Genomic DNA, 12,408 nt, shown 5'->3' on the forward strand with positions numbered 1-12,408 from the left:
GGGGATACGCGATGCGCGAACTGTTATTGCTCACCCACCGCCTGCCGTATCCGCCCAACAAGGGTGACAAGATACGCGCGTGGCACATGCTGCAATACCTGAGCCGGCATTTCCGCGTGCATCTCGGCTGCTTCATCGACGATGACGACGACTGGCAACATGCGAGAACCGTCGCTGCCCTGTGCGCCAGCACGCGCTTCATCGACTTGCGGCGCGCCACTGCCCGCTGGCGCGCCTTGCAGGCGCTGCTGTCGCGGCAAGCCATGAGCGTACATTACTACCGCGATGCGCGCCTGCTGCAATGGGTCGATGGCTTGCTATATAGCGGCAAGGTGCGTCATGCGCTGGCCTTTTCCGGGCCCATGGCGCAATACATCGATGGCGCCGCGCGCCACGCCCTGCACCGCGTGATCGATTTCGTCGATGTCGATTCCGACAAATGGCGCCAGTACGGCGATAGCAAGCCCTGGCCCATGTCGCTGCTGTACCGGCGCGAAGCGCAGCTGCTATTGCAGTACGAGCGCCATATCGCCCAGCAGTTCACGGCCGCCAGCTTTGTCTCGCCGGCCGAAGCGGCTCTGTTCCGCCAGTGCGCGCCCATGGCGCAGCGCAAGACGGGGCATGTCAACAACGGTGTCGATACGGCGTATTTCAAGCCCATGCCAGCCCAGCCCGGCGTGTATCGGCCCGGCGTGCAGGCACTGGTATTTACGGGCGCCATGGATTACTGGCCCAATATCGACGCCGTGCAATGGTTCGTGCGCCACGTCTGGCCCACGCTGCGGCGCCAGTTTCCCCAGTTGCAGTTTTACATCGTCGGCAGCGCGCCCGTGCCCGCCGTAACGGCGCTGGCCAAGGTGGCCGGCGTGGTGGTGACGGGCAAGGTGCCCGATGTCCGGCCCTATCTGGCCGGCGCGGCGCTGGCCGTGGCACCGCTGCGCATCGCCCGCGGCGTGCAAAACAAGGTGCTCGAAGCGATGGCGATGGGCAAGATCGTGCTGGCAACGCCGCAGGCGCTCGAAGGCATCGCCGCCCAGCCGGGCCTGGAACTGCTGCTGGCGCGCGACGATGCCGAATTCATCCACCATGCCGCGCGCGTGCTGCGCAACGCCCACGATGGTGCCGCCGAAGGGAGCTGCGCGGCCATCGGCGTGGCGGCACGCCGGCTGGTCGTGCACGATTACGACTGGGAACGCAACCTGCGCGGCCTGGGCGTCATGCTCGGCTTGTCTGCCGAGGCCGAGGCCGGCGGCAGCGCCGCAGCGCCGACTGAGCCCGTGCGGGAGATCTCCACATGAGCCTGCGGCGCAACAGCGTCGCCCGTTTGCCAGACGCGGCCGTCCTGGCGTGCGGCCCTGGCCAAGGCCTGACGGCCCAGCCCGCCCTGACGCCCCTGCTGCCGGCCTTGGCCGCCGTCATTCTGCTGTATCACGCCACCTTCTGGTCGATGCTGGAACTGTGGTCGCGCTCGCAGACGTTCGCGCACGGTTTCTTGATCGTGCCCATCAGTGGCTGGCTGGCCTGGCGCCAGCGCTCCCGCCTGGCCGCGCTGGCGCCCCAGCCGTCGTCGCCAGGCTTGCTGCTGCTGGCAGCCCTGGGGCTTGTCTGGCTGCTGGCCGACGCCGCCAACGTCCCCGTGGTGGAACAAACTACGGCCACGGCCATGCTGCCCGCGTGCGTGCTGGCCATCCTCGGCTGGCCAGCCGTGCGCCTGCTGGCCTTTCCCCTCGGCTATCTGTTTCTCGCCGTGCCATTTGGCGAATTCTTCCTGGCGCCCCTGATCGACTTCACGGCCGCGTTCACGGTGACCGCGCTGCAATGGACGGGCATACCCGTGTTTCGCGATGGCAATAATTTTTCTTTGCCTAGCGGTAACTGGTCGGTCGTAGAAGCGTGCAGTGGCTTGCGCTACCTGATCGCTGCGCTGGCTCTGGGCGCCCTGTTCGCCCATCTGCACTGCCAAAGCACGCGGCGGCGCATGGCCGTCATGGCTGCCGCCCTACTTGTGCCCATCCTCGCCAACGGCCTGCGGGCCTACCTGATCGTGATGCTGGGCCACCTGAGCAATATGCGCCTGGCCGTGGGTCTCGACCACCTGATTTATGGCTGGCTGTTTTTTGGCCTGGTGGCGCTGCTGCTGTTTTGGCTGGCGACGCGCTGGCGCGAATTGGCGCCCCAGAGCGGCGTGCCGCGCGCGCCGCCCTTGCCCCCTGGCGCTGCTAGGGCCGGCATGCGTCCCGTCATACGCGCCAGCCTGGCTTGTGTACTGCTGGCGGCGCTGTGGCCGGCGCTGGCGCTGGCCACCCACCGAGCAGCAGCGCCGGGCTCGGCCGTCGTACTGACTTTGCCCGATCCGCCCGCCTGGCGACGCCTGCACGGCGCGGTCCCGGGCGGACCAATCTGGCAGGCGCCGTATGCGGGCGCGCCTGCGCTGTTTGCCGCCACGTATGTGCGCCAGGCGGGCGACGGCGCGCCAGTGATGTTGCAGCTGCACTGGTATGCGCGCCAGGCGCGCGATGCCGAACTGCTGACGCATCAGTCCGCACCATATGGCGCGCGCTCGATGGCGCTGGCGCAGCGCATGCAAGAGCTCACACTGCCCAGCGGCTCCCTGGCCGTACGCGAAAGCGTGCTGGCGCACGCCGGCGAACGCTTGCTGGTGTGGCGCGTGTATCGCCAGGGCGGCATCGTCACGGCCCGGCCCGTGCTGGTGAAACTGTTGCTGGCGCAAGCGAAGCTGCTGGGCACGCGCCAGGATGGTGCCGACATCATCGTCTTTGCCACCTACGACGAGCTGGCGCCGCCGCCGCGCGCGCGCCTGCAAGCGTTCCTGCAGGCAGCGCTACCGGTCATCGAACAACGCTTGCAGGAGCTGCCGCATGGCCCCTGACACTGACACTGCCACCTACCGCACGACAGCGGCCAATGCCGCCCCCCTGATCGTGCATGTGATCCACCAGCTTGACGTGGGCGGGCTGGAAAACGGCCTGCTCAACCTGATCAATCATTTGCCGCCGCAGCGCTACCGGCATGCCATCGTCTGCCTGAAAAACGCCACCGCATTTCGCCAGCGCCTGATCATCCCCGGTGTCGATATCATCAGCCTGGACAAGCGCGAAGGCAAGGACTGGCGCCACTATCTGCACCTGTACCGCGTACTGAAGCAGCTGCAACCGGCAATCGTGCACACGCGCAACCTGGGCTGTCTCGAAGTGCAGCTACTGGCCTGCATGGCCGGCGTGCGTCTGCGCGTGCATGGCGAACACGGGCGCGACATGAGCGACTTGCACGGCACCCGTCGCAAATACCGGCTGCTGCGCAAATGCATGCTGCCGCTGGTGCAGCACATCATTGCCGTCAGCGCCGACCTGCGGCAATGGCTGGTCGATGCCATCGGCGCGGCGCCCACACAGGTATCGCACATCGGCAATGGCGTTGACAGCATGCAATTCCATCCGCGCCTGGGGCCGCCGGCCGTCGTGGGGCCGCCCGGTTTCCTGTGCGATGACGCCTTCGTCATCGGCAGCGTGGGGCGCATGGTGGCCGTCAAGGACCATGCGTCGCTGGTGCAAGCGTTCTTGCTGCTGTTGGCGCAGCCGCGCGCGCGCGCGCGCCTGCGCCTGATCCTCGTGGGCGACGGGCCGTGTCGCCAGGCATGCCTGAGCCTGCTGCAGCAGGCTGGCGTGGCCCATCTGGCCTGGCTGCCCGGGACGCGTGACGACGTGGCGCAGCTGCTGCGCGCCATGGACCTGTTCGTGCTGCCCTCGCTGGCCGAAGGCAGCTCGAACACCATCCTCGAAGCGATGGCGACCGGGTTGCCCATCGTCGCCACCCAGGTCGGCGGCAACGCCGAACTGGTGCAGTCGGGCTGGAGCGGCACTCTGGTGCCGCCCGGTTCGCCCGAGATGCTGGCCGACGCCATGCTCGACTACTACCGCATGCCCGAATTGGCTTACTGCCATGGCGCGCGCGGGCGACGCCAGGTGCTGGCCGAACACAGCCTGCCCGCGATGGCCGGCGCCTACCTGGCCGTGTACGACCGCCTGACGGGCGCGTGCCAACCCTCTCCCCTGTCCACCTCTGCCTGAAAGGCTTCCCATGTGCGGCATCAGCGGTATCTTTGATTTGCAGGGCCAGCGCGACATCGACGTGCTGCTGCTGGCGCGCATGAACCATAGCCTGCGCCACCGGGGGCCGGACGAAGCGGGCTTGCACCGCGAGCCGGGGCTGGGACTGGCGCACCGGCGCCTGAGCGTGATCGACCTGGCCAGCGGCCAGCAACCGCTGTTCAACGCCGAGCGCAGCATCGCCATCGTCTTCAATGGTGAAATCTATAACTATCGCAGCCTGACGGCCGAACTGCGCCAGTTTGGCCACCAGTTCCGCACCAGCAGCGACACGGAAGTCATCGTCCGCGCCTGGGAGCAGTGGGGCGAACATTGCGTGCAGCGCCTGCGCGGCATGTTTGCCTTCGCCCTGTGGGACCGCCGGCGCCATCTGCTATTTCTGGCGCGCGACCGCCTCGGCGTAAAACCGCTGTATTACGCCGAGGCGGACGATGGCACCCTGCTGTTCGGCTCCGAACTGAAAGCCCTGCTCGCCCATCCAGCCATGCCGCACGCGCTAGACCCGCTGGCCGTGGAAGAGTATTTTGCGTACGGCTACGTACCCGAGCCGCGCAGCATCTTCCAGCATGCGCGCAAGCTGCCGCCCGGGCATACCCTCTGCATCCGCGCGGGCCAGCCCTTGCCCGTGCCGCAAGCGTACTGGGATATTCCGTTCACGCCGAATCCACCCGCCAGCGAAGCGCAGGCAGCCGACGAATTGCTGGCGCGCCTGCGCGAAGCGGTGCACATCCGCATGGTGGCCGAAGTGCCACTGGGAGCCTTCCTGTCGGGCGGTGTCGATTCCAGCGCCGTCGTGGCGCTGATGGCCGGCGCAAGCACCACACCCATCAACACTTGCTCCATCTCGTTTGGCGACCCGGCGTACAATGAAACGCGCTATGCCGAGCAGGTGGCGCGCCGCTACGCCACGGCGCACCACGCACGCCAGGTGGAGCAAGATGACTTCGAACTGATCGACCTGCTGGCCAATCTGTACGACGAACCGTTCGCCGACAGTTCCGCCCTGCCCACGTACAGAGTCTGCCAGCTGGCGCGCCAGCGCGTCACCGTGGCCCTGTCGGGCGACGGTGGCGATGAAAGCCTGGCCGGCTATCGACGCTACCGCCTGCACGCGCGCGAGGAAAGGGTGCGCAAGGCGCTGGCCCCCTTGCTGCCGGCGGGCTTGCGCGAGTCGCTGTTCGGCACCCTGGGGCGGCTCTACCCGAAAGCCGACTGGGCACCGCGCTTTCTGCGCGCCAAGACGACCTTCGAGGGCCTGGCGCGCGACACGACGGATGCGTATTTTCATGGCGTCAGCCTGCTCGGCGACGCCATGCGCGCGCGCCTGTTCAGCCCCGAGCTGCGGCGCAGCCTGCAAGGCTACCGCGCCGTGGAAGTGCTGCGCCGGCACGCGCTGGCCAGTCCCGCGCAAGATCCCCTGTCGCAAGTGCAGTATCTGGACCTGAAAACCTACCTGCCAGGCGACATCCTCACCAAGGTGGACCGGGCCAGCATGGCGCATGCGCTGGAAGTGCGTTCGCCCCTGCTCGACCACGAGCTGGTGGCGTGGATGTCAGGCCTGCCGCCGCATTTCAAGCTGCGGCGCGGTGTCGGCAAGTACTTGCTGAAAAAGGCCCTGCGCCCGCTGCTGCCCGACACTCTGCTGTACCGCCAGAAGATGGGCTTTTCGGTGCCACTGGCCGCCTGGCTGCGCGGCCCGCTGCGCCAGCGCCTGCAACAGCGACTGCTGGGCCCCACCCTGGTGCAGTGCGGTCTGTTCGACATGGATTACGTGCGCCTGCTGCTCGATCAGCACGCCAGCGGACGGCGCGACTACAGCGCGCCCCTGTGGGCGCTGCTGATGTTCGAGGCTTTCCTGCGCCAGGTGCTGCCGGTGCACGGCCGCAAGACGCCGCTGCAGGCCCCGGCCATGGCAATGGAGTGAGTCCATGCGCATCCTGCACATCCTCGACCATTCGCTGCCCCTGCATAGCGGCTACACCTTTCGTACCCTGGCCATTTTGCGCCAGCAGCGTGCACTGGGCTGGCACACCATGCAACTGACCAGTGCCAAGCAGGGAGCGTCCGATGGGGCGCAGCAGCTGGTCGATGGCTGGCATTTCTACCGCACGGCGCCGAATGCCTGCTGGTGGGCGCGTCTGCCCGTACTGAGGCAGGTGGCCGTCATCATCGGTCTGGCCGTGCGCCTTCGCCAACTGGCACAGCGCCTCAAGCCAGATATTTTACATGCGCATTCGCCGGCCCTGAACGCCATCGCCGCCCTCAACGCGGGGCGCGCGCTGGGCATTCCCGTCGTGTATGAAGTGCGCGCCTTGTGGGAAGACGCGGCCGCCGACCAGGGTAGCAGCCGGCCAGGCGGCCTGCGCTACCGCCTCACGCGCGCGCTGGAAACGTATGCGCTGCGCCGCGCCGACGCCGTCACCACCATCTGCGAAGGCTTGCGACACGAGCTGTGCGCGCGCGGCGTGCCTGCGCACAAAATCACGGTCATTGGGAACGCCGTCGATGCCGCAGTCGTCGATGCCATTGCCGATCCCGCGCTGGTCCACAGCCTGGGTTTGGACGGCGGCCCTGTCATCGGCTACATCGGCTCGTTTTATGCCTACGAGGGCCTGGCCTTGCTGCTGCGCGCCATGCCGTGCCTGCTGGCGGCGCAGCCAAGCCTGCGCCTGCTGCTGGCAGGTGGCGGTCCGCAAGAAAAGGCGCTGCGCGCGCTGGCGGCGCAATTGGGTCTCCAAAGCGCCGTGGTCTTCGTCGGTCGCGTGCCGCATGCGCAGGTGGCCAGCTATTATCAGCTGCTCGACATCTGCGTGTATCCACGCCTGCCCATGCGCCTGACGCAGTTGGTGACGCCCTTGAAACCGCTCGAAGCGATGGCGCAGGGCCGGCTCGTGGTCGCCTCCGACGTGGGCGGGCACCGCGAACTGCTCGAACATGGCAAGACAGGCATGCTGTTTCGCGCCGGTGACGCCGAGGCGCTGGCGCAAGCCATACTGGCGCTGCTGCTGACACCTGCCAGCTGGCCGGCGCTGCGGCGCCAGGCGCGTGTCTTCGTCGAGACGCAGCGCAGCTGGGATGCCAGCGTGCGCCGCTATGCGCCCGTGTATGCGCGTTTGACTGCGGCGCGCAGGGGTGCGGGAGTGCCGGGAGGGCTGCCATGATCTTCGCGGGCTTGCGTATCGCCCTGGTCGGCCCGCTGCCGCCGCCAGCCGCCGGCATGGCCAACCAGACGGCGCAGCTGGCGCGCCTGCTGCGCGACGATGGTGCCCACGTGCAGCTGCTGGCCGTCAACGACAGCGTACTGCCGCCCTGGCTGGCGCGCATCCGCTACCTGCGCGCTGCATTGCGGCTGCCCGTGTTCCTGTGGCGTTTGTGGCGCATGGCCAATACGGTCGACCTGTTCCACATCATGGCCAATTCCGGCTGGTCCTGGCATTTGCACGCGGCGCCCGCCATGTGGATCGCCAGTCTGAAAGGCAAACCTGCCCTGCTCAATTATCGCGGCGGCGAAGCGGCCGCCTTCCTGGCCCGCTCGCCGCGCCTGGTGGCATTGAGCCTGCGCCGCGCCAGTGCCATCGTCGTGCCCTCGGTCTATCTGGCCGGCATCTTCGAGCAATATGGCCATACGGCCCACATCGTGCCGAACGTGGTGGACTTGCAGCGCTTTGCACCGGCCACGGCGCGCGCGGCGTCGCCCGACGGTCCGTGCATCCTCGTGGCGCGCCACCTGGACACCCTGTACGACAATGCCAGCGCCGTGCGCGCCTTTGCCATCGTGCGACTGGCCTTTCCCACGGCGCGCCTGGTGCTGGCAGGCGGCGGGCCGCAACGCGCGGCGCTGGCGCGCCTGGCCAAGTCGCTCGGCGTTCTGGACTGCGTGCGCTTCGCCGGCCCGGTCGACAACGCCGCCATGCCCGCGCTGTACCAGGCCAGCGATATCGTGCTTAACCCCAGCCTAGCCGACAATATGCCCATTTCCGTGCTTGAAGCGCTGGCCTGCGGCGTGCCCGTCGTCAGCACCAACGTGGGCGGCATCCCGGCCCTGCTGCAGGACGGCGTGACGGCGCTGCTGGTGCCACCCGGCGAGCCGGCCGCCATGGCGCAGGCCATCGTGGCGCTGCTGCGCGACCCGCCGCGCGCACAAGCGCTGGTCGACGCGGGCCTGGCGCACGCTTCCACCTTCAGCTGGAAGCGCATCGCGCCCGGTCTGGCCGTACATTACCGCCGCATCCGCGCCACGCCGCGTCCGGGCGCCTACACACGCTGCGTCGCGCACTGGCTGTTCCCCCTGCATGAATGGTGCAAGGGTCATCACAGCGCACGTCTGCTGCGCCGGCTGGAACGCTCGCAGTGGTGGAGCGCGCAGCAATTGCAGCAATGGCAGCTGGCGCGCCTGCGCGCGCTGCTACGCCACGCGGGAGAGCACGTACCGCATTACCGCGCCCTGTTCGCGCGCAGCGGTTTCGACCCCGGCCAGGTCAGGCAGTTGGCCGATCTGGCGCGCCTGCCGCTGCTGCGCAAGAGCGATATTGCGCGCGCGCGCGACAGCTTCAAGTCTGCCCGCGCCGTCGGCTTGCGCCCTTTCGCCACGGGCGGCTCGAGCGGCGAGCCGCTACAATTTTTCCTCGGTCGGCGCAGGATCAGCCACGACATCGCGGCCAAGTGGCGCGCCACGCGCTGGTGGGGCGTGGACATCGGCGACCGCGAAGCCGTGTTGTGGGGTTCGCCCATCGAGCTGCATGCGCAGGATCGCCTGCGCCGCCTGCGCGATGCGCTGCTACGCAGCATCCTGCTACCCGCGTTTGCCATGTCGCCCGTGCGCCTCGATGGCTATGTCAGGCAACTGCACCGCTGGCGCCCGCGCATGCTGTTCGGCTATCCATCGGCCCTGTGCCGCATCGCCAGCCATGCCAGCGCGCGCGACCTGCCGCTCAACGGCCTGGGCGTGAAAGTGGCGTTCGTGACGGCCGAACGTCTGTACGACGAGCAGCGCGCACAAATCGCCGCCGCTTTCGGCTGCCCCGTGGCCAACGGCTACGGTGCGCGCGACGCGGGCTTCATCGCGCACGAATGCGCGGACGGCGGCATGCACATCACGGCAGAAGACCTCATCGTCGAAATCGTCGATGCCCGGGGCCAGCCGCTGCCGCCAGGGGCCACGGGCGAAATCGTCGTCACCCATCTTGCCACGCAGGACTATCCCTTTATACGCTACGCCACGGGCGACATGGGCGCGCTGGGCACGCAAGCGTGTTCCTGTGGACGTGGTTTGCCCCTGCTGCAAAAGATCGAAGGGCGCAGCACGGATTTTCTCACGGCCTGCGATGGCAGCGTCATGCACGGCCTGGCCCTCGTCTACATCGTGCGCGAACTGCCGCAGGTACGCAGCTTCAAGATCATCCAGGAAAGCCTGCTGCGCACGCGCGTGCTGCTGGTATGCGTGGTGCGCCTGGACGACGCCACCCGCAACGCCATCGTGACCGGCTTTCAGGCTAGGCTCGGTGCCCAGGTAGACATCGTCATCGAGGAAGTCGACGAGATCGCGGCGGAAGCGTCGGGCAAGTACCGCTATGTGGTGAGTGAGGTGGTGTGAGGTGACTAAGGAGGGATTGCCAGCCAAGCGGACCTGGCCAGCATCGGCAACAGCCTGTACATCAGCGTCACGCGCCGGACGCCGCGAAGTATTCGATGCCGATGTACTCGATGCCGATGTGCTCCATCATCAGGTGCGCAAGCGCGCGCCGCGTAGCCATCGCCATGTCGGCAAGACCCACTTGACGCACTCGAACCAGACGATGCTGAGCGCGGCGACCAGCGCGCACGGCAGCAACAACAGCATGTCCGGCAGCGCGAAGGCGAACAGCTCGCGGATGGTCGCCACGCCCAGTACCAGCAGCAGCAATAGCGAGGCCGCGAGGCCTATCCATGCGAATGCCCGGTTCGACTTCAACCCCCTCTTCCATGACGGCTCGGTCCACTGGCGATTGACATAGATCAGTCCCAGGTTCGACGCCACCAGGCTGAGGAAGGTCGTCGTGCGCGCCACCGCATCGGAATAGTCCATCGAGCGCACGCACACGTGGAAGGCCAGCAGCATGGCCAACAATCCTGCGCCCTGCAGCAAGCCGCGCACGAGTATTTCACGGTCGAACAAATGCATGTCCGGCCGTCTGGGCTTGCTTACCATGGCATCGGCTTCGATCGGCTCGGCCTCAAACACGATCGAACAGGCGGGGTCGATCACCATTTGCAAAAACAATATGTGCACGGGCATCAAGAGCAAGGGCCAGCCCAGCAGCACCGGCACGATGGACAGGCCGACGATGGGGACATGCACCGCGACGATGAAGACGATGGCCTTGCGCAGATTGGCAAACAGGCGCCGGCCATGCTGCACCGCAAGCAAGAGGGAAGAAAAATCATCGTTGAGCAATACCAGCGCTGCCGCCTCGCGCGCGACATCGGTGCCACGCGCGCCCATGGCCACACCGATGTTGGCCGCCTTCAAAGCGGGCGCGTCATTGACGCCGTCACCGGTCATGGCAACAATCTCGCCACGGCTGCGAAAAGCTTGCACCAAGCGCAACTTTTGCTCTGGCGCGATACGGCAAAAGACATCGGTATCAACCAGGCGCGCCTGTAGCGCCGCGTCGTCCAGCGCGGTCAGCTCCACGCCGGACATCAAACCGCTGGCGATGCCGGCGACACCGGCCTGCTGCGCGATGGCAAGCGCTGTGGCGGGATGGTCGCCCGTGATCATCACCACGCGTATGCCCGCCGCATGACATTGCGCCACTGCATCGGGCACTTCTGGTCGCAGCGGATCGTGTAAGCCCAGCAGCCCAAGAAATTGAAAATCAAAAACGTGCTGGTTGTCCGGCAAGGGCGACGCGGCAAAGGTGGCACTGGCCACGCCGATCACGCGCAAACCGTCGTTTGCCATGGCCAGCACCTGCGCCGCGATGCTGGCGGCGCGCGCTGGCGGCAAATGGCATAAGTCGATGATGGCCTCGGGCGCGCCCTTCGCCGCCACCAGGAACGCGCCATGGTCCGGCGATCGCCACACCCGCGACATGGCCAGCATCTGGCGCGACAGCGGATAATCGTCAATCAGCTGCCAGTCGGCATGCAGGTGCTCGGTATGGGCCAGCAAGCGCGCGCCGGTCTCGACGATGGCCGACTCCATCGGGTCAAACGCGCGTCGATGGCTAGCCAGCACGCCATATTCGAGCAAGCCGTGCAGCTCTTCCGGCAAGGCAGCGGCGGGACTGCGCTGGCAATCATGGGCCGACTGCTCCGACCAAAGCCGGGCTACGTCCATGCGGTTGGCCGTCAGTGTCCCCGTCTTGTCTACGCACAGCAGTGTCGTCGCGCCGAGTAATTCGATCGCCGGTATGCTGCGCGCCAAAATGCTTTCCCGCCCCAGGCGCCAGGCGCCCAAGCCCAGGAAAAGCGTCAAGATGACCGGCAATTCTTCAGGCAGGATCGCCATGGCCAGCGTCAGTCCAGCCAGCAAGCCTTGCAAAGCGTCGCCACGCAGCCACCAGTAGGCCAATGCCAGGCCTGCGGCGAGGCACAAGCCGCCGATGGCGACATGGCTGACGACACGGCGTGTTTCCAATTGTATCGGTGTCAGCTCGCTGCCCATGCTGGCAAGCGAGGCGCCGATGCGACCGAGCGCGCTATCGGGTCCGGTGGCGACCACCAGACCGCTGGCCGTGCCTTGCGTGATCAGGGTGCCGGAATACACCAGGCAGGCCGGACTGTCGCCAGTGTCGCCAGTGTCGCTGCGGCCATGCTTGGCTACCGGCATGGACTCGCCCGTGAGCATGGACTCATCGGCCGTCAAATTCGATGCATTGAGCAGTTCGATATCGGCCGGCACGCGGTCGCCCTCGGCAAGCAGCACCAGGTCGCCAGGCACCAAGTCCCTGCCGGCGATGCGCTCCTGCTTGCCATCGCGTATCACCAGGGCGCGTGGACAGGAAAGGTCGCCCAAGGCATGCAGCGAGCGTTGCGTGCGCCTGCGCTGAAAAAAGGTGGTGCCCATGACGAGACACACAAAGCCCAGCAGCATCAGCGCTTCATTGCGGTCGCCAAGCAGCAGATAGATGATGCCGCAGGCCACCAGCAGCAAAAACATCGGTTCGGATACGACATCGAGCAGCAGGCGTGCGGCACTCAAGGGACGCGAGGCAGGCAAGGCATTCGGCCCACTTTTCAGCAAGCTTTCTGCAGCCTGCGCGGTTGTCAATCCTCCACTGCCTGGCTGGAGCGACAT

General features: G+C 66.9%; 7 protein-coding genes. 6 read left to right on the forward strand and 1 reads right to left on the reverse strand.

Going from position 1 to position 12,408, the window contains the following annotated elements:
• Positions 1-11 precede the first annotated feature (11 nt).
• The 6 genes from ACQ4V8_RS16025 to ACQ4V8_RS16050 are packed head-to-tail and all read left to right on the forward strand — an operon-like array spanning position 12 to position 9,720.
• Positions 12-1,298 (forward strand): TIGR03087 family PEP-CTERM/XrtA system glycosyltransferase, encoded by a 1,287-nt coding sequence (locus ACQ4V8_RS16025; RefSeq protein WP_010398154.1) that lies wholly within the window; start codon positions 12-14, stop codon positions 1,296-1,298.
• Positions 1,295-2,890, forward strand: a complete 1,596-nt coding sequence (gene xrtA / locus ACQ4V8_RS16030) for an exosortase A (RefSeq protein ID WP_010398151.1) — start codon at positions 1,295-1,297, stop codon at positions 2,888-2,890. Before ACQ4V8_RS16025 ends, xrtA begins: the two co-directional genes overlap by 4 nt.
• Complete coding sequence (locus ACQ4V8_RS16035; RefSeq protein WP_436571815.1) at positions 2,880-4,088, forward strand: TIGR03088 family PEP-CTERM/XrtA system glycosyltransferase; 1,209 nt, start codon at positions 2,880-2,882, stop codon at positions 4,086-4,088. Before xrtA ends, ACQ4V8_RS16035 begins: the two co-directional genes overlap by 11 nt.
• A gap of 10 nt (positions 4,089-4,098) precedes the next feature.
• The gene (locus ACQ4V8_RS16040; RefSeq protein ID WP_436571816.1) at positions 4,099-6,051 is read left to right on the forward strand and encodes an XrtA/PEP-CTERM system amidotransferase; all 1,953 of its coding nucleotides are present in this window, start codon (positions 4,099-4,101) and stop codon (positions 6,049-6,051) included.
• A 4-nt stretch (positions 6,052-6,055) separates the two neighbouring features.
• Positions 6,056-7,288 (forward strand): TIGR04063 family PEP-CTERM/XrtA system glycosyltransferase, encoded by a 1,233-nt coding sequence (locus tag ACQ4V8_RS16045; RefSeq protein ID WP_436571817.1) that lies wholly within the window; start codon positions 6,056-6,058, stop codon positions 7,286-7,288.
• Complete coding sequence (locus ACQ4V8_RS16050; RefSeq protein WP_436571818.1) at positions 7,285-9,720, forward strand: glycosyltransferase; 2,436 nt, start codon at positions 7,285-7,287, stop codon at positions 9,718-9,720. The genes ACQ4V8_RS16045 and ACQ4V8_RS16050 overlap by 4 nt, the downstream gene beginning before the upstream one ends.
• Before the next feature lie 129 nt (positions 9,721-9,849).
• On the opposite strand, the gene ACQ4V8_RS16055 is transcribed toward ACQ4V8_RS16050, so the two are convergent.
• A complete protein-coding gene (locus ACQ4V8_RS16055) occupies positions 9,850-12,408 on the reverse strand; it encodes a cation-translocating P-type ATPase (protein WP_436571819.1) in 2,559 nt (852 codons plus the stop codon).

This window comes from Janthinobacterium paucivorans (genome assembly GCF_051380805.1).
GTDB lineage: Bacteria > Pseudomonadota > Gammaproteobacteria > Burkholderiales > Burkholderiaceae_D > Janthinobacterium > Janthinobacterium lividum_D.

Excerpts from the sequence above, each read along its gene's own strand:
- xrtA (WP_010398151.1), top strand. The coding sequence starts at position 1,295 with ATGAGCCTGCGGCGCAACAGCGTCGCCCGTTTGCCAGACGCGGCCGTC.
- ACQ4V8_RS16055 (WP_436571819.1), bottom strand. The coding sequence starts at position 12,408 with ATGTCGCTCCAGCCAGGCAGTGGAGGATTGACAACCGCGCAGGCTGCA.
- ACQ4V8_RS16045 (WP_436571817.1), top strand. The coding sequence starts at position 6,056 with ATGCGCATCCTGCACATCCTCGACCATTCGCTGCCCCTGCATAGCGGC.
- ACQ4V8_RS16025 (WP_010398154.1), top strand. The coding sequence starts at position 12 with ATGCGCGAACTGTTATTGCTCACCCACCGCCTGCCGTATCCGCCCAAC.
- ACQ4V8_RS16050 (WP_436571818.1), top strand. The coding sequence starts at position 7,285 with ATGATCTTCGCGGGCTTGCGTATCGCCCTGGTCGGCCCGCTGCCGCCG.
- ACQ4V8_RS16040 (WP_436571816.1), top strand. The coding sequence starts at position 4,099 with ATGTGCGGCATCAGCGGTATCTTTGATTTGCAGGGCCAGCGCGACATC.
- ACQ4V8_RS16035 (WP_436571815.1), top strand. The coding sequence starts at position 2,880 with ATGGCCCCTGACACTGACACTGCCACCTACCGCACGACAGCGGCCAAT.